The 19,359-nt window shown below is 43.7% G+C and carries 11 protein-coding genes; 9 read left to right on the top strand and 2 right to left on the bottom strand.

Annotated elements, in window-relative coordinates; translation table 11 throughout:
• Nucleotides 1–109: 109 nt before the first annotated feature.
• Complete coding sequence (locus K5R16_RS01970; RefSeq protein WP_308440782.1) at nucleotides 110–1,189, top strand: endonuclease/exonuclease/phosphatase family protein; 1,080 nt, start codon at nucleotides 110–112, stop codon at nucleotides 1,187–1,189.
• A complete protein-coding gene (locus tag K5R16_RS22605) occupies nucleotides 1,182–1,481 on the top strand; it encodes a hypothetical protein (RefSeq protein ID WP_308440781.1) in 300 nt (99 codons plus the stop codon). Before K5R16_RS01970 ends, K5R16_RS22605 begins: the two co-directional genes overlap by 8 nt.
• 837 nt (nucleotides 1,482–2,318) lie before the next feature.
• Here K5R16_RS22605 and K5R16_RS01965 read toward each other — a convergent pair.
• Nucleotides 2,319–4,703 carry a DUF4238 domain-containing protein gene (locus tag K5R16_RS01965; protein ID WP_220735879.1) on the bottom strand — a complete coding sequence of 795 codons (2,385 nt, stop codon included), beginning with the start codon at nucleotides 4,701–4,703 and terminating at the stop codon, nucleotides 2,319–2,321.
• Nucleotides 4,704–5,257: 554 nt separating this feature from the next.
• Here K5R16_RS01965 and K5R16_RS01960 point away from each other — a divergent pair.
• The 3 genes from K5R16_RS01960 (at nucleotide 5,258) to K5R16_RS01950 (ending at nucleotide 7,229) form a co-directional block, all read left to right on the top strand.
• Nucleotides 5,258–5,617 (top strand): hypothetical protein, encoded by a 360-nt coding sequence (locus K5R16_RS01960; RefSeq protein WP_220735878.1) that lies wholly within the window; start codon nucleotides 5,258–5,260, stop codon nucleotides 5,615–5,617.
• Between the two features lie 32 nt (nucleotides 5,618–5,649).
• Nucleotides 5,650–6,009 carry a hypothetical protein gene (locus K5R16_RS01955; RefSeq protein WP_220735877.1) on the top strand — a complete coding sequence of 120 codons (360 nt, stop codon included), beginning with the start codon at nucleotides 5,650–5,652 and terminating at the stop codon, nucleotides 6,007–6,009.
• 308 nt (nucleotides 6,010–6,317) lie between these two features.
• Nucleotides 6,318–7,229, top strand: a complete 912-nt coding sequence (locus K5R16_RS01950) for an FRG domain-containing protein (protein ID WP_220735876.1) — start codon at nucleotides 6,318–6,320, stop codon at nucleotides 7,227–7,229.
• A 1,118-nt stretch (nucleotides 7,230–8,347) separates the two neighbouring features.
• Here K5R16_RS01950 and yiaY read toward each other — a convergent pair.
• On the bottom strand, nucleotides 8,348–9,496 hold the full coding sequence (gene yiaY, locus K5R16_RS01945) for an L-threonine dehydrogenase (protein ID WP_220735875.1): 1,149 nt from the start codon (nucleotides 9,494–9,496) through the stop codon (nucleotides 8,348–8,350).
• A 447-nt stretch (nucleotides 9,497–9,943) separates the two neighbouring features.
• Here yiaY and malQ point away from each other — a divergent pair, with 447 nt between their 5' ends.
• From malQ to K5R16_RS01925, 4 genes are read left to right on the top strand one after another with little or no spacing between them, the layout of a single operon-like run.
• On the top strand, nucleotides 9,944–12,322 hold the full coding sequence (gene malQ / locus K5R16_RS01940) for a 4-alpha-glucanotransferase (RefSeq protein ID WP_220735874.1): 2,379 nt from the start codon (nucleotides 9,944–9,946) through the stop codon (nucleotides 12,320–12,322).
• A complete protein-coding gene (gene glgB / locus K5R16_RS01935) occupies nucleotides 12,315–14,567 on the top strand; it encodes a 1,4-alpha-glucan branching protein GlgB (RefSeq protein WP_220735873.1) in 2,253 nt (750 codons plus the stop codon). Before malQ ends, glgB begins: the two co-directional genes overlap by 8 nt.
• Nucleotides 14,568–14,570: 3 nt before the next feature.
• The gene (gene glgX, locus K5R16_RS01930) at nucleotides 14,571–16,796 is read left to right on the top strand and encodes a glycogen debranching protein GlgX (RefSeq protein WP_220735872.1); all 2,226 of its coding nucleotides are present in this window, start codon (nucleotides 14,571–14,573) and stop codon (nucleotides 16,794–16,796) included.
• A complete protein-coding gene (locus K5R16_RS01925; RefSeq protein WP_220735871.1) occupies nucleotides 16,793–19,321 on the top strand; it encodes a glycogen/starch/alpha-glucan phosphorylase in 2,529 nt (842 codons plus the stop codon). Before glgX ends, K5R16_RS01925 begins: the two co-directional genes overlap by 4 nt.
• Nucleotides 19,322–19,359: the final 38 nt, after the last annotated feature.

The raw sequence follows: 19,359 nt of genomic DNA, 5'->3' as shown, positions 1-19,359 counted from the left end.
AACGTAACCTTAACCTAGATACATTTTCATGCAATCTACTGCTGTATTGAATAATAACGAGCTCAACTAAATGAGCTCGTTATTATAGTTACAATTGATTGGTCAAAACATGAAAATACTAAAAACTGCCGCAGCCTTAGCTGTTGGTGTTGCACTGCTTACAGGCTGTAATGATGACGACGTCAAGTATGTTGATCATACTGAAGTTAAAATTGCTGCTTATAACCTTTCTTTTTATCGTGCGATTTTTGCTGACTTAGTTGCAGAGATGGCTATTACCTCAGCAGAGCAAAAGACGCTGGTAGACGCCTACCTTGCAGATCGTGATGCGATGGACCCAGCAGACAAAACAGCTGCAGAGAAAGTTATTCAAATTCGTAACGTAGCGGCAATCATTCAAAAGACTCGCCCAGATGTACTAATGATGGGTGAATATAACAATGATGGCACAGGTGAAGGTTTATCTGCACTCGAAGGCTTCCAAGCAAACTATCTATCTGTCGCCCAAAGTATTGAGGGAGCAGGTGGTGAAGCTGATCTAGAGCCTATTGAATACCCATTCGCTGAAAGCTATGGCACTAACACTGGTCTGCTAAGCGGATTCGACTTAAATAACGATGGCTACATCGCGACGGCTAAAGATGTTGGTACTAACGAGTACGCTGGCGATGCTTGGGGTTTTGGTAAGTATCACGGACAGTACGCTTTTGCGTTAATGTCTAAATACGAAATTGATGCTAAAAATACTCGTACTTTCCAAGACTTCAAATGGAAAGATCTAGACAGTGCTGAAAACCCATTACTCGATGGCGAAAATTGGTATACCTATGAAGAGTGGCAGCAAATGACTTTATCCTCTAAAAACCACGTCGACGTACCGATTTTAGTTCCGACTAAAGATGGCACTGAGACTATCCACATTCTTATGTCTCATCCAACACCTCCAGTGTTTGATACTGGCAAGAACAAACTTCAAAACGCTGCAGAAGTTGAGTTTTGGCATAACTATGTCACAAACTCACAAGACTTTTATTTTGATGCTGGTAACACTGGTGCCCTAAAAGAAGGTGTTCATTTTGTTATCGTAGGTGACCAAAACTTAGATGCTGCAGTTGGCGCGGGTGATGGTTTTACCGAAGTCATGGCAGCACTACATGCTGACCCTGTCGTAAACACAAAATGTGACTAACGGCGATTTGTACCCAACAAGCTTCGGCACAGCAGAATATGCCGCTGACAGAAGCTCTGAGCATCCATACCCGAACCGCATTACTGCTGAATTCCACACTGCGTTCGGCGGTATTAATGCTGACCACGCTATTCCATCAGCTTCGCTAAATATTGTCGACTCAGGTGTATACTGGCAAGCCAGTTACCAAGAAGGTCGTATGCTATTTAACGATGCTCGTATTGGACAATGGGGTACAGGTAAAGACGTATCTTCAGACCATCGTATGGTTTGGATTAAAGCTAAGTTTTAATCAGAACTAAGTTCTAGTTGAACAGATAAAGCCCCGATTATTCGGGGCTTTTTTGTGATTAAAGGAGGAGACTCCTTTATCCCGCGCTAGAGTGTTGGTTCATTTTGCCTCAAAACGTGGTTATCTTTGAATAAAAGGTGTATCTAATCGTCTGCTGTGGGCAGTTCTCCAATGTATCAGATTGCATCTGATTAAAGTCGTGGCGCCTCGCTCTTGATTTAATAAGAGTCAACCCCGCAGTGCCCCCGGCGAAGGTATCTCCATCGTACCTCGGCAACTCCGGTGGGGAGTTGGTGTTTTCTGCTAGTTCTGTAACTTGGTTTTGCCCCAAAGTTGGTTAGCCTTCGAATGAAGGTGTATTTAATCGCCAGCGACCTGCAAAACCTCTAATGCATAAGACTACGTCTGATTAAAGTCGTGGCGCTTCGCCCACACCCGAGCCAAGGGGCAAAGCGCTTGCGCCCCTTAACAATCCCTCAGCGCCCCAGACGAAGTTGTCTCCCTCGCACTTATTCGAAATAGCCTAACACTTCCGATGGAACATCCTGTCCCGCGAAAGCTATGCCCACGTCCGTGTGGGCATTACGGCTATTTCTTCAACGTACTTCAGCAACTCCGATGGGGGATAGGTGTTTTCTGTTAGTTTTGTAACTCAATTTTGCCCCAAAGTTAGTTTCGTAGTTCAAAAGCTAAATAGGGCTAGTATAGCTTTGGCTATAAAAAAACTAATCTGAAAGGTTTTTGCACAATCTAGAAGTTATGGCTGTCCCGTCTTTTCAGTTGACGACGTTGGCGATTTTGTTTCTACGCCGTCAGTGAGTTTTTGTGGAGAATGGGTTAATCAGGAATTCCAACTCCATAAACAGACCTCACTTTATTATCATATTTAGGGCAGTTTGATTTAGCCAGTAACCGCTGAACCATAGCATCGTGGAAACCACCATCAGGACTCAAGATCTTCAGGTTACTCATGACTGATGGCTCTTCACCCTTTCCAATCTCACAGACAAAATTGGATATCTGAGCGGATAGCCTAGCTAATTGGGCTTCATTACGATTATCATTTAAGACTAAGCGATCAGAGCTCTTAAGTAGATCTCTGGCCGTTGCAAAATAACCATGAGATTTACGTAACGTTTTTAGGAGTTGATAATCAATCGGCAGTGTATTTAGCTGGCAAACAGTTTCACTCCATGGGTAAGTGACAATGCCTTGATTTCTATGTTGTGCTAATATCATTTCCTGCCATCTAGAACCGCTATCAGTAACCACCACAGAACCTGTGACTTGTGCAATTAGCATTGTCATTTCGTAGTTAGGTCCCATACGAAGCTGGTAAAATTGACCCCCTTCGCCAAAATTCACTTTTTGCAACATCATTAATGGCGAAGCTTCAGCATTAAGTTCTAATACGTCAATAGTTTCACCAGCGACTTTTTCATCCATTTCGAATTGATGCATCAGCATTCGGATTTTCGCATCTTTAGGCATCATTGATATTGAGTTCAAAAAATCTTCAATCATCATATGAAAATGTAATTTACGGTCCTGCTCGCACAGATACTTTCCAGACGAGCTTCGATCTCGTGCCATATCCATCATATTTCTCATTAGTTCGAGGTCAAACTCACTGGGATCAGGGATGAGATTTACTAAACCGAGACCAATAAATGGCTCTAGCTCCAACATGAACATAAAATCTTTCAACGCTTGATACTTATATTTACTTGGTGATTTTACTGGACTAAATTCTGGCTTTACATTATTCGGATTTGTAATAGGAGTCTCAATCAAGAACTCATCAAATACCGATGCCATAGGCAGAGCAAGTTTACTGATAGTCCGTACATCTAGTGAGCCTGTATATAATCCTCGAAACTTCCCATCTGACTTGGGCAGAAGCGAGTAAATGTCAGTATCAAGAGGCCAAAGCACTGAGTAGAAGCCGTAAATTTCCGATATTTGTACATCAGATAGCTCTCGTCTGACGTCCAACCATGTTTTACCGCGATCCAGGCCAAGCTTGTCGCGAATGCATTTGCAAAATGCCAGATTTCGCTCACGAATACTGGCCACATCCCATGTAGTACGTAAGGCAGAAGAAACTGTACGGCAACATTTTTTATATTTTTTGCCACTACCACTACCACAACCACAAGGGTCATTAACGCCTAACTTAGCTTCATCAGTATACTTATTCAAATATTGGTTTTGCGGCGCAGTTCGACCATATGCATCTTGATAATGAATGGAGCCATCCTCAAATTTTGCATACATATCAGTGTAACTATTTATTTCATTTTTGGGCGGTAACAGCACATGTCGCAAGTCACCCCATTCACAAGTCACATCATTTTCAGGGTATAGCCAATCCTCTTTCCCCGCAGCAACTGACACTTGAGATCTACTTTTGATAACGTGGTTAATCTGTGTAACTTCAGCAACCGTCAACTTGCGTGTTTTGATAAATTCAATAGTGCTAACCATGCTATGGCGTAAGCGAGTGGCATTAGCTCGTTGCTCAAGTGGATTGGAGTTTTCAGGGTCCTGAGCGTACTCTAGATTCGTCAAAATCAGACAACGATTTTTATCTAGTGGAAATATCGTTTGTGACCCCTTTAACGCTATATCAGGGTCATTCGGGTAACGACATAACTCAGAGTCAGGAGGACAGGCATGGTTGTAAATCGTTACTGGATGGTCAGATACAATAAACTTCACATCAGAATTTTCAGCAGACACCAATTCTCTAACTCCTTCAGCCCAAAAGGTACAATGGATAGAGCGTAGAGACTGCATTTCCGTCATTAGCTGCAATTGGGTTAGTTCTAGGTATTTTGTCTGAATCCAGTCCAAACCCTTAGGTGTTCGTAGCTTTTGAGCATCAAGGTAAGTAAAAAGATCTTGAAAATTGTGATGCCATTGAGATTGGTCATCAGTTAAAAATGCACGGATCGCTTTAGAACCATTATCGTCAATCGGGCCAAAGAGTTTCTGTTCAATATCATCATTAATTTTCGTACCAAAGAATGTCGAATAAAGGTCTTTTTTGTAAAACTGCTGAGTAGATGTATACCATTTTTTAGAGTTGACAACCTTGGTTTGACCATTCTTTAGATCGATGATTCGGCGAGTCAAATGACAGAGTTGATTATCTCGCTCATCTATAAAGCCCTTCTGATGCCATTGTGGCACATAATGGTTATCCCTAGTTTTTGTCATTTACTGCTACCAAATCTAAATAGGCTTTATGAATATGGATAGCGTATATCAATAAGTTATTCACCGAAAGTGCAACAATGAGGTCAGAACGAATTAGGGGTTTTAGATTAACTAAGATACTTTTCTAGTCTATGTCAGGCTTATTCGACTCAATGATATAAAGCGTTTATGTCCAGTAATGGGTTCGAGGTCGTAAATCGCTTATGCCCAAAAATGAGTTTAAGATTGATATCTCTTGAGGTAAAGCCAGTTGCATTTCCCCTCAAAAATGTAATGCCACCTCCAATAGAATGGCCAGATCCCTGTGGTAAATATGCAGGAACAATCTAGTTGAGTGCCCCAAAGCAGGACTAATATCACACATACAGGTCTCATCTACCGAAAGATGCGGAAAGATTTCAATAGTTGTTGCGCGAAAGCCAACTTTAAGCTAAGGTTTGCCTATCAAAAGATATCAAAAGATATCAAAAGATATCAAAAGATATCAAAAGATATCAAAAGATATCGGAGTGAGTTGAAAGCTGGTTAGTTGCTGAATGTTACAAAGGAGATTTATGAATACTGAATTAGAAGTAGATTTGTTTTTTTCAAAAAATGGGGAAGGTGTTGTAGTTCTGTCTGAATTTGGAATGACAGGTACTAATAGAATTTTAGAAAAATACTCTGCTGGTCAGATAAAAGATATTGCTAACGTGAGTCGCAGCGCTTTGAAAAACTACGTTGCTGGAGCCAACGGAATATCTAAAAGAGGCGAAGAAGCTCTGATAAAGCTGACCTCTAGATACAATCGAGATCTTGCGAGCCCTAGAAGTTCAGAGTCTATTTTGACGACAACTGATATTGGATTATTCTCTGATAAGGAATTATTAGAAGAACTGAAGAACCGTGGATTTAATGTTTTTATTTCTGTTTAATTTGCAACACTAATATGAATAAGGTGAATTATATGAGTCTATCCAGTATTGAAGGAAAATTACAGTCAGCTATTGGAAAGAATAGCTACTGGAACGAATTTGTTGAATTTGAAAGTAGCGTTCTTCATAAACTGTTTATCAATGAAGTTGATCAAAAGGTAGAAGATGGAAAACCTTTGCAATCATCTCAAGCTGGTAAAGAAATCTTGACGAAACTGTCTAGTGAAAGGCCAGAAGTTATTAATCTGTATCACCCGGATCAGTTAGGCAGTCTTATAGGGATGACGATTTGGAGTTTCTTCGCAACTGACGAACGAGATTGGGCATTTACGAGTACATCTGGTGGGCACTCTAATAATTTAGGTGGTTACTATTACTTTTTGAAAGCCTAAATACTGGATGATGCCAGGAAGAATGGGGCTGTTCATCGTTAATGCTCTTCCCAGTAAACTCTGTAAGCATTTGAAACTTATTGCTTGTAGATACCTCAACAACAAGTTGTTCAAGTGTCCAGGTTTGATATTAAACACCTTATTAAACAGTTAATTAGGTGTTTTTATTAAGTCTGATTTTAATCAGAACATAATCAAACAGATATATAACAAGCTGTTGCAGATGCTGAAATTATTATATAAATCATCGGATTAAACTATTTGCGATGTGTTTACTCTGTTATTTCTTACTTTTAGGATGAACGATTATGCTACCTGATTTTCCCTATCGAGCTTGGTATACGAAAGAGCTATCTACAATTGAAGACGTTATCGGCAGATTGATGCCTGAAACTTCATCCGGGTATTACTATAGAGGAATGTCTGATAGTAGCTATATCTGCATTTCTAGTTTCTATCGACACTATGTTTGGAATAAAAAAGGCTTAGAGTGGCATGATGTGGTTATTGACCCTGCCAGAAGTCAAAGTTTTCCTGATATTGTTCAAGAAGACTATATAGATAAGTCATTTAAAGTTATTGAAAAATTTAATGAGGAGTTAGAAAAGCTTGGTGCTATCGACTTGCCAACTAATACACTTATCTATTTGGCTCAACATTATGGCTTACCTACAAATGTTATTGATTTCACTCTTAATGCAAAAATTGCTTTGTATTTTGCATGTGAAGCGAATCCTGATAAAGACTGTGTGGTGTATGAATCTAATATAAATGAGCATATCGAAACGTTACTCGATATCTATCTTTCAGGAAGAGCGGGTTATATAAAAATGAGTGCGGAGGAGCTAAAGCAATGGGTTATAGATCTAAAAACTACCATTTCCCCAACTGGCTTAAATTTGGTTACACCGATACTGGAAGTAGATAATGTTAAGTACAATAAGCGAATTCAGCATCAAGAAGGTGTATTTGTTTATAATGGTGGTTTACTGCCTTACGATATTTCAATGTTTAATATCTCAGAAATGACTGTTCACCCAGGTCGTAATGTATACAAAATACCATCTATTCTTAAGTCCGAAATCCTGGATGTTTTGGAGTCAAAGTATGGTATCAACAAAGAGTTTATCTATCCAAACAGTGAAATCGACATCAATCTTGATGTGCTGAAAAAGGCTGTGGAAAACACAAAAGATTTTATTCATAAACTGTTTGAGTAGTACTGTAGCGAAGGGTAATAAGAGTGATCCCCAACACTTCGCATTTGCAGCCCAAGGTTGGGTTTCGTGTTTGTCGTGCAATGGTTTAGTGGAGGCGTTCCCCCTCTTAATACGACGTTAGCAAATACCTAGTTGCCATACTTTCACTAATGACAATTATCACTTCCTGAGCTTTAACACTAACAGTCTTTTGTCCAATAATTAGCTTCCCCGTTGGGCAGATACCTAGTGACTAACAGCCATTACAGACTCACCTAATACACACACTCCCCATCGAAGTTGCCGAAGTACGTTGAAGAAATAGCCGTAATGCCCACACGGACGTGGGCATAGCTTTCGCGGGACAGGATGTCCCATCGGAAGCGTTAGGCTATTTCGAATAAGTATGAGGAAGACAACTTCGTTTGGGGCGCTGAGGGATTGTTAAGGGGCGCAAGCGCTTTGCCCCTTGGCTCGGGTGTGGGCGAAGCGCCACGATCTTATATCAAACGAAGTTTGATTGGTTTGGCTTTTAGATGTCGAAGTGCTCAAGCACAAACAAACTTTTGTCCAAACCTATCCTAACTATCTTGCTGTTAGCATGTTCTTCTTACACGCGGCGCGGTATCAATCAGAGTGATGTTATTCACTGCCAGCAGTAGACTGACTGTATTAAAGCAATAGCTAAAATCATGGATAAATAAGCTGATACTTTGCTGAGGGGGACTACATAAGTTGAATGGTAAATGTTAGGGCTCGATGCGATAAGAGAGGGCTATCAGAAAGGAAAAACCCACTCCGAAGAGTGGGCTTTAAAGCTTGCTTTAACTTTTGCAGGGAAAAAGCGAACACTTTAATTATATCGCAATTGCAGTAATTTGTATCCAGTATTACTACCAGAAACAGCCTGTTTATGGGCTTTTGACTGATATTTTTGAAGGTTTGTCACACAAATGTATCAATTTGTTCAAGCTCTAAAACGCTTCGGATCAAATACCTCGGTAAAACTGACGGTATTCTTGTCTTTTAATTGCGCTAAAGTAGCCTTTAGCAATGAAAGATAGCAAGCAACATCAAGGGAGCGATGATACGCTTGCTATCCGTTCACCTTTTACTAAACAGGCTTTGTCAGTGTCTAATTACAAAGCGTTAGTAAAGATCTGGCAGATCTCTTCATGAGTCGCTTGCTTAGGGTTCGTGAATCCACAAGCATCTTTAAGTGCATTATCTGCAAGTGTTGGGATATCTTCAGCTTTAACACCTAGTTTAGTGAGGTTCTCTGGGATCTTCACTGCAACTGAAAGTGCTTTAATTGCTTCTAGTGCAGCGCTTGCGCCTTCGGCGTCGCTCATGGCGCTCACTTCAACACCCATTGCCTTAGCAACATCTTTTAAGCGCTCTGGTACCACTTGTGCGTTGTAAGCTTGTACATGTGGTAGTAGCAAAGCATTACATACACCGTGTGGTAGGTCGTAGAATCCACCTAACTGATGCGCCATCGCGTGTACATATCCTAAGCTGGCATTGTTAAATGCCATACCTGCTAGGAACTGTGCATAAGCCATTTGGTCACGTGCTTCGATGCTCTGACCGTTTTCTACTGCTTCAACTAGGTTACCCTTGATGAGCTCAATCGCTTTGATTGCACAGGCATCTGTAATTGGGTTTGCAGCGATTGAAACATAAGCTTCAATTGCGTGAGTCAGTGCATCCATACCGGTTGCTGCTGTTAGGCCTGCAGGCTTAAGTAGCATTAACTCTGGGTCATTCACAGAAAGCAGCGGTGTGGTGTTTTTGTCAACGATGGCCATTTTTATGTGGCGTGCTTCATCGGTGATAATACAGAAACGAGTCATTTCACTCGCGGTACCCGCTGTGGTGTTGATAGCAACAAGTGGCAGTTGTGGCTTAGTAGACACATCTAGCCCTTCGTAATCTTTAATGCTGCCGCCGTTGGTTGCAACTAATGCAATACCTTTAGCACAGTCATGAGGAGAGCCACCGCCAAGAGAGATAACAAAGTCACAGTTGTTTGCTTTAAGCAATTCAAGACCTGCAACAACGTTACCAGTGGTTGGGTTTGGTTGAACACCGTCGAACACAACTGAAGCAATATCATTGCTTGCAAGCTTGTCAGTCACTTGAGCTACTAACCCAATTTCAACTAACGGCTTGTCTGTAACAATTAAGGCATTTTTAAAGCCCAGAGTTTTGATATCACCAATCGCTTCAGTAACCGCATCTTTACCTAAGACATTGACAGAAGGGATGAAAAATTTAGCAGCCATAAAATCCACCTATAAGCTTAATGTTAAAGTTTGTTATCTTTTCTGGTAATTAAAGTACCAACACTTGTGGGGTAAAGGTGTGATCTGGCTCTAAATTAGCCTCAAATGTAGTGTAAATGACTTCAAAACTAGATCTAGGTAGCTAATTCTGTAATTTTACGACACCTGCGAGTGTGGCTCGCTGGTACAAGCACTATTTCCGCTAAGTGAATGTGCCTTATTGATGCAATTTCTGCGCGTTTATCGTGCAATCACAAAGTAGCTTAACGCTATTTGTCTGCTTTTTACTGATAAGGAGGAAATCTATATTTTTATTTAAGCTGCTGATTTTCATCGAATGCGAATTGTCACCCCAATGAAATAAAACTGTCTTCAAGCTGTTACTTGTTATTGGCATGGTTACTGCTCCATCTAGAGAGTGCATTGCTAAATTCAAGGATGAGAAGCATGGGGTTAAAAAAGTTACTGTATTTGCAAGGCGTTGGTGCTGAGTTTGTCAGTTGTAATGGCGATAACATCGTTACCCCAGAGCAAGATCGTATTGGCATTTTGCGCTGTATGCTAGCTAGCGCAGCTCAAGAGGGATGTGAGCCTGTGATGTCAGCGGAGCAGATAGCTGAAAAAATATATCAACTTGATGCGATGCCGTGGACTCAACGGTTGCCTTTGTTTCAACATACAACGATAGATAATCCCGAGTTGAGTATGTTCATCCCTAGTAACAGTGACTGCCGGTTGACGATTGAGGTGCAGTTAGAGGGCGGTGAGCAGTTTCAATTGTTTATCGATACTGCCAAGTTTGCAGCGAATCCTCATATCGCCAAAATTACAGGCCATTACCATGTCGATGATTGCGACTATTTGCACTATCGACTGTTAATCACTCAAGCATTGTTCGCGTCTGATATCTGTTGCAGTGCATTACAAATGTCAGTTTTACCTTATATAGGCCTTGGCTATCATCGGGTGCGGATCAGTGATGAAGTTGAGTTTGGTTCAGTCTGCAGCAAGTTTGTTGAAGGGCAATGGCTGGTTGCTCCCGTGACGAGTTACCACAGCGGCAATACTCGCTCACTCAGCAATAACCGATTATGGGGCCTCAGTATTCAACTGTTTAGCCTTCGCAGCGATACGCAATGGGGCATTGGTGATTTTGCCGATCTAGCAGCGCTTATTGAGCTGGTGGCTAAAGAGGGCGGCAGCTTTATTCAACTCAACCCGTTACATGCTCTGGATATTGCTAACCCTCAAGCGTGTAGTCCCTATAGTCCCTCTGATAGGCGCAGGCTTAACCCGCTATATATTAACTTCGAAATGGTGCCGGAGTATTCCCAGTTATTTTGTGAAGCGGAGCTTTACGCTGCCGATGGAACAGCATCTGAGGTGGCGATTGAATTTAAAGCAATCAAACAGCAGGTTAATAGTGCAGATTGGCTCGATTATCAGCTGGTAAGTCTCCATAAATATCGGGTTTTTAAACTGCTTTATCGGCAGTTTATAGTGGCTCATGTTGAGCCCAATAGCGCAAGAGGACAGCGATTTAGTCAGTTTATTACTGATAATGGCGATAGCTTGCGGCAGTTTTGTGAGCAGCAGCTTAATGATACCGCCGAGCTGAGCGAGTTTTCTGGGTTAGATTGTCGCTTTTTTGCTTACCTGCAGTTTGTCGCTGAGCAGCAATTAAGCCAATGCCAGAGCCAAGCAAAGCAATTGGGGATGGCAATTGGACTGGTACGCGATATGGCGGTTGGGGTGGCTTCCAATAGTGTTGAGGTTCGAGCAGATAACAGCCCTTTTTGCCAACATGCCAGTATTGGTGCGCCGCCGGACCCCTTTGCTCCACAAGGGCAAAATTGGGGCTTAACACCCTATGACCCTATTGCGCTAAAACACGACGGCTATCAGCATTTTATCCAGTTACTGCGCAGTAATATGCAATCTTGCGGTGCCCTACGAATCGACCACGTTATGTCGCTACTGCGTTTGTGGTGGTGGCCAAGGTCGGAAGACTTAGGTCACGGCGCCTATGTTTATTATCCACTTGATGCGTTATTGGCTATTTTGTGTATTGAAAGCCAACGTGCTCAGTGCTTAATTATTGGTGAAGACTTAGGTTTAATTCCTCCTGAAATTGTTAGCAAACTCTCGGCAGCGGGCGTGTTATCTAACGACTTATTCTACTTTAGCAAAGATGGTGACGGTTTCACCGTGCCTGCAAACTATCCAGCACACAGCTTAATGATGTTGGCTAATCACGATGTTCCACCGTTATTAGCCTGGTGGCAAGCTGATGATCTGCAGCTTAGGCGCAGTATTGGCCTTATCGATAATGATGAATTGCTGCAATCGCTGATGTCACAGCGTGAGTTCGATAAACAACAGTTATTGAAATTACTGCAAACGCAGGGTCAGTTTGACGGTCGTGATGTAACTAGCATTCATTACCCTGAATTACTTAAGGCATGGTTAGCGGTCACCGCTGCGGGTAATGCGCATCTTTTTAGCGTGCAACTTTGTGATTTAGTCTCTGATAATCAACCTATTAATATCCCTGGTACCTGGTTGCAATATCCTAATTGGCAGCGCCGATTAGCAGTGTCTTTAACCGAATTAGCAGTTGATAAACAAGTGCAAGGATTGCTACAACAGTTACAAAACTCTCGTCAGCAAGGTGTGGTGAGTGATCGGGCAATTGGCACTCATGCAAGGACACAAGCCTGCACAAAAACCAATACTAGTACCAATGCTCATCCCAATCGCACGAATTCAACACCGTCTCATGCAACTTCGTCACTACAACCAAATGGATTAAACCGCTATGACTAACAACGCGCCCGAATTTCAACATGGTATCGATGTCGCCCTGCTTAACGGTGAATATGTCGATGTGTTTGCACTTTTAGGAATGCATGGCAGTGATGACGGCAAGTCGCTGGTTGTGCGTTGCTTTTTGCGTGGAGCCTTGGGCGTAGATGTTATCTGTATGAAAACATCGCGCAAAGTTGCCAGTTTAGACAAGTGTAATGACCAAGGACTTTTTAGTGGAAAAATGGGCCGCAGGGTAAAACCATTTCTCTACAAATTGCGGATTAGGTATCCGTTAGATATACAAGAGATCATCGATCCGTATCAATTTTCGAGCCTGCTTGATGCCGATGACCTTTATCTTTTTGGTGAAGGTCAGCAACAGCAAAGTTATCAGTTTCTAGGGGCTAACTGGCAGGTCAATCAAGGTGTTACTGGGGTGCAGTTTTGTGTCTGGGCGCCGAATGCTCAGCGAGTATCACTGATCGGTGACTTTAATCACTGGGATGGCGCTGTGAATGTGATGCGCCAACACCTTGCTAATGGACTGTGGGAGATTTTTATTCCCCAAGTGAGTGCGGGGGCTTATTACAAGTTTGAGATAATTGATGTGAATGGACAATGCATCGAGCGAGCTGACCCCTATGCTAAAGCGATGCAGAGTGCTCCTGGAAATGCCTCGGTAGTGCCCGAACAAGCTCAATATGTTTGGCAAGATAAGCAATGGTTGAAACAGCGGTGTGACAAAGTGTGGCATCAGGCGGCGATGTCGACCTACGAAGTGCACTTAGGTTCTTGGCGCCGACAAGGTGAAAGTGGCGCTGATTACTTAGATTATTCAGAGCTAATCAAGCAGCTTGTTCCCTATGTGTTAGAAATGGGCTTTACCCATATACAGCTTATGCCGTTAAGCGAATATCCATTTGATGGTTCTTGGGGTTATCAGCCTGTAGGGCTTTATGCTCCTACCTACCGTTTTGGTGATGCTAACGGATTGAAAGCCTTTATTGATGCCTGCCATCAAGCTGGAATTGCGGTATTACTTGATTGGGTGCCGGCTCACTTCCCTAAAGACCCACATGGTTTAAAGCAGTTCGACGGTACGAGTCTTTATGAACATGATGATCCTCGCCAAGGCGAACACCCTGATTGGGACACTCTCATTTATAACTATGAGCGCGGTGAGGTGCAAAGTTACCTGTTGAGCAACGCTTGTTACTGGTTAAAGGAGTTCCATTTTGATGGCTTAAGGCTTGATGCTGTGTCGTCGATGCTTTACTTAGATTACAGCCGCGAAGCGGGGCAGTGGTTACCCAATGCGTACGGTGGCCGCGAGAACCTAGCCGCGATTAGCTTTTTACAAAACCTTAATCAACGCTTGTATCAAAGCTTTCCTGGGATCTGCATGATTGCCGAGGAATCAACGGCTTGGCCGGGGGTGACTCATATCATTGATAAGCCTTTGCAGGCACCAGAAAGCGGGCAAACACAGCAAAACCTTGGTTTTGGTTTTAAATGGAACATGGGTTGGATGAATGACAGTTTAGGCTATTTAAGCCGCGACCCTATTCATCGTCGCCATCATCACCATGAATTTAGCTTTAGCCTTGTTTATCAATATACCGAGCAGTTTATCTTGGCATTAAGTCATGACGAAGTGGTGCACGGTAAAGGTTCTCTGCTACACAAAGTGCCCGGCGACGACTGGCAAAAGTTTGCGAATTTACGGGCATATTACGGCTTTATGTGGGGGCATCCGGGCAAGAAGTTATTGTTCATGGGCGGCGAGTTTGCCCAGCGTGACGAATGGGATCACGATGCAAGCTTAGACTGGCATCTACTGCAATACCCGCCGCATTTAGGCATGCAAGCGTGGGTAAAAGATTTAAATAAGCTATATAAAGCGTCCTCAGCACTGTGGTTAAAGGACAATGAACCGAGCGGTTTTAGCTGGTTAGATTGTGACAATGCTGACTCGAGTATTTTCAGTTTTATCCGCTACGGTGATGCACCATTGGCGGACGTTTGTGATGAATTGATTTTCATCGTCAACATGACCCCTGAGGTGCATCACGGCTTTAGAGTTGGTCTGCCTCAGGCTGGTGAATATCGCGAAAAACTTAACAGTGATAGCGCATTTTATGGTGGTAGCGATGTGGGTAACCAAGGGGTTATCAATGCAGAGAGTTACGCATATCAAGGCTCGCCCTATAGTGCGTTGATCACTGTGCCGCCGCTAGCTTGCCTTGTTATTGGTAAGGGCTAATTGATGCTTAATACTGCTGGCAAACCTTATCCACTTGGTGCGAGTGTCGATGAACTTGGTGTTAATTTTGCGCTGTTTTCCGCCCATGCCACTTCAGTCACTTTGTGTATATTTGATGCCAGCGGCACTCATGAGATTGCTCGCTATCCCATGCTGCAAAAGAGTCAGCAGATTTGGCATCTGCATTTGGCAACAGCTGATAAAGCGCTGGTTTATGGTTATCGGGTTGATGGTCCATTTGCGCCTCATTCTGGCCATCGCTTTAATGCCAATAAGTTGCTACTTGATCCTTATGCTAAGCGCTGGGTCGGTCAGTTTATTGAGCATCAAAGCCATTATGGTTATAGCGTCGATCACGCCCTAGAAGATCTCTCCTTTGATGACACTGATAACGCAGCCTATATGCCTAAATGTCAGGTGGTTGATACCTCTGTTTTAGCGCCTATAGCGCCAGTTGTTAAGGCGGCAGACTCTCAACCTATTGCAACGAATGATCTTAATGGTCATGTCATCTATGAAATGCACGTAAAGGGGTTTACTCAGCAATGTGCTGATATTGATAGCGCCAAGCGTGGGACATATTTGGGCTTGGCTGAGCCAAAGGTATTGGATTATTTAGTCGCTCTTGGGGTGACTTGTGTCGAACTCTTGCCGGTTCATGGTTTTATCAGTGAAGCATTTTTACAAGATAAAGCGCTGAGCAATTATTGGGGCTATAACAGCCTGAGCTTTTTTGTACCTCACGGGCAATATACAAGTCATGCGGTATCTGCGCCCGATGATATTACTCAGTTCAGAACCATGGTGAATTCACTGCACCAAGCTGGCATCGAAGTGCTTTTAGATGTGGTCTATAACCATACTGCTGAGGGGAACCGCCTTGGGCCAACGCTTTGCTTTAAGGGCATCGATAACCTCAGTTATTACCGCTTACACCCAAGCGATAAGCGTTTTTATATCAATGATACTGGTTGTGGCAATACCCTTAATATCAATCAGCCCAGAGTGTTACAGCTGGTGATGGACTCATTACGCTACTGGGTTGAAGTGATGGGCGTGGATGGCTTTAGATTCGATTTAGCTAGCTGCTTAGGGCGTGAAGCACACGGTTTTGATAAGGGTGCAGGTTTCTTTGATGCTTTGTTGCAAGATCCTGTGCTTAGTCGGGTCAAGCTGATTGCAGAACCTTGGGATATCGGTCCTGGTGGCTATCAGCTTGGAGGTTATCCTCAGGGTTGGAGCGAGTGGAACGACCGTTTTCGAGATACAGTACGGCGCTTTTGGCGCGGTGACTTTGGCATGCTACCTGAACTTGCCCGCAGGCTTCATGGCTCCAGTGACTTGTTTGAACATGCTGATAGGGATGCTGACTCTACAATTAACTTTATCACCAGCCATGATGGGTTTAGCTTGCATGACATCGTCAGATATAGCCAAAGGCACAATGATCTAAATGGCGAGCAAAGCCGCGATGGCCATCAAGAAAACTACAGTCACAATTATGGTGAGGAGGGCGAAAGTGGCAATGCTGCGCTGAACGCATTGCGGCAACGCCAGGTGCGTAACATGCTCACCACTTTACTGCTGTCCCAAGGCGTTCCTATGCTACTTGCTGGCGATGAAGTCGGGCATAGTTTAAAGGGAAATAACAACGCCTATTGCCAAGATAATTCAATCAACTGGCGTGACTGGAACGATACCGCTGAGCAGCAAAGCTTGCTTGGTTTTGTACAGCGGCTTATTGCCATCCGTAAACGATTCTCCGCGCTGTACACTCAGCAATTTATTCATCAGCCAGCATCAAGCTACGGCGCTGGCCTCAGTTGGTTTTGCCGAAATGGCGAGCCTATGACTAAAGTGCTTTGGAGTGACGCTCATACCCGTAGTTTAAGTTTGGTGCTTACTGGCGGCAATCCATCAGAGCCTTCGCAGCAACAAGCGTTGCTGTTGATGCTTAATGCGGATGAACAAGCGCTTGTTTTTACTGCACCTGATATTGAAGGATTTGAATCTTGGCAATGTCTGCTGCATACCCAATCAATCGACGCTGAAAGCGCTCAATCAATAGACGTTGAAAGCTGGCAAGTTGAGCCAATAGTACAAAGTGAGTTGCCACTATCTGCTGTGGTTTCAGCTTCATCTGCTGCCCATAACGCCAGCCCAACTTACCCGCTAAAAGATCGCAGTTTAATGTTGTTTTCCGCCCAGCTAAAAGGATCAACCCCATGACGACACCGGTAAAACCGACTCAGCCTAAAGCGAAATCTAAGCAAGCGACATCGGCCAAGAAAGTGCCGAAGAAGGATGCTGTGAACAATAGCGGATCTGCAGCTAAGCACCAGTGTGAGCCCTGTGATGCGTTCCATCTGGTGATGGGGCGGCATGTTAGCAATGGCCTGACTCGAGATGAACGAGATAAACAAGATCTGTTTCAAGCGTTGGCCACAACAGTCAAGGAGCAGATGCTCACGGATTGGCGTCAAACTCGTATTGATGATCTCTCGCAAGGGCGTAAGCAGGTTGCTTACTTATCACTTGAGTTCTTAATGGGACGCTCTCTCGGCAATGCGTTGCTCAATCTTGATATAGAGCAAACCACCCGTGATGCATTACAAGAATATGCGGTCACCATAGAGGATATTGAACAGCAAGAGCACGATGCTGGGCTGGGCAATGGTGGTTTAGGGCGTTTAGCTGCTTGTTTCTTAGATAGTTGCGCCACTATGGATCTGGCGGTGACTGGTTACGGTATTCGTTATGAGTACGGTATGTTTGCTCAAAAGCTGGTGGATGGTTTTCAAGTAGAGCGCCCTGACCGTTGGCTCAGAGAGGGCAATCCATGGGAAGTGAGAGCCGCCAATCACAACGTTAAAGTGCCATTCTTTGGCCGTACTAGCAGTTATATCGACCGCGACGGACGTAATAATGTCACTTGGTCAGATACCCAAGATGTACTGGCCGTAGCTTACGACATGCCAGTTCCGGGCTATAAAAATGGTCGTATCAACACCTTAAGGCTGTGGAAAGCGGAAGCCACCGATGATTTTGATTTAACAGAGTTTAATCAAGGGGATTACAGCGAAGCGGTTGCACGTAAAAATATGGCTGAGCAGATCACTATGGTGCTCTACCCCAATGATGCTAGCGAGAATGGCAAGGAGCTGCGACTACGGCAGCAGTACTTCCTCTCATCTGCCAGCTTACAAGATTTGCTCAATACTTGGGTTAATCAACATGGCAACGACTTTAGTGATTTCGCCAAGTTTAATGTGATGCAGCTAAATGATACCCACCCCGCTATCGCCATCCCCGAGTTGATGCGCTTGCTGGTGGATCAGTACTTTCTTGAGTGGGATGAGGCTTGGCAGGTAGTGAATCAAACTATGGCTTACACCAACCATACCTTGCTGCCTGAGGCATTAGAGCGCTGGCCTGTAAGAATGATGCAACATATGCTGCCGCGCATCATGGAGATAATCTTTGAGATCAATGCCCGTTACCTTGAACATGTTGCCCATCAGTGGCCGGGAGATGCCAGCAAACTTGCCGATATGTCGATTATTGAAGAGGGCTGCGAGCCTCATGTACGTATGGCCTATCTGGCCATTGTTGCCAGTTTCTCAATTAACGGCGTCGCAGGGTTACATACCCAACTTTTGACTTCAGGACTGTTTCGTCATTTTTATCAACTGTGGCCACATAAGTTCAATAACCGCACCAATGGTGTGACGCCTAGGCGTTGGCTTGCTCAGTGTAACCCTAAGTTAAGTGCATTGCTGAGTAAGCGCTTAGGTGATGAGTGGATAACGGATCTTAGCCACCTAAATGCGCTAAATGCCTTTACTGATGATGTCGGATTCATCAAAGAATGGGCCGCAGTCAAGCAGGCTAACAAAGCTGAGTTACAACTGTTGATAAGTCGCGAGTGTGGCGTCGAGTTCGATGCTGAAATGATGTTTGACGTTCAGGTTAAGCGCATTCATGAGTATAAGCGGCAGCTGCTCAATATCTTACATGTTATCCATCTATATCAGCAGATCCGCCTAGGCAATACCGATGATTTAGTGCCGCGTTGTGTGTTAATAGGCGGCAAAGCAGCCCCCGGTTATGCCATGGCAAAGCTATTGATAAAACTGGCTAATAATGTTGCTCACATGGTCAATTCTGATGCGGTGGTGAGTCAATACCTCCGATTTGCTTTTTTGCCTAATTATAACGTCAGCGCGATGGAAAAAATCTGCCCCGCAACGGACTTGTCTGAGCAGATTTCAACCGCAGGCAAAGAGGCATCAGGCACAGGTAATATGAAGTTCATGATGAATGGCGCGCTGACAATTGGCACCTTAGATGGCGCCAACGTTGAGATGTTAGAAGAGGTCGGCCATGAGAACTTTTTCCTGTTTGGCCTTAATGCTAATGAGGTGGCGTCCCTTAGATTGAACTATCAACCTGACTCATTTATGCCGCCGTTGAGCGCACTGTCTGAGGTGATGGAGCTATTAGAGAGCGGACATTTTAATCTGCAAGAACCTGAGATTTTCGACTCAATTATCGCCAGCATTAAAAGCCCTAATGATCCCTGGATGACTGCCGCCGATTTTGAATCCTATCGTCAAGCCCAAGTTGATGCTGCAAACGCCTATAAAGATCAAATGAGTTGGACACAAATGAGTATTAGAAACACCGCCGCGAGCGGTCGTTTTTCGAGTGATATGACGATTGCTGGTTACCGTGACGAAATTTGGAGAGCATGATGCGCATTCTGTTGAAAAAGCATGTTGTTAACGCACGT

The sequence above is a fragment of the Shewanella sp. c952 genome, from assembly GCF_019654975.1.
Taxonomy (GTDB): domain Bacteria; phylum Pseudomonadota; class Gammaproteobacteria; order Enterobacterales; family Shewanellaceae; genus Shewanella.
Note: the sequence above shows the minus strand (reverse complement) of the source record. Positions and strands in the feature narration are given on the sequence as shown.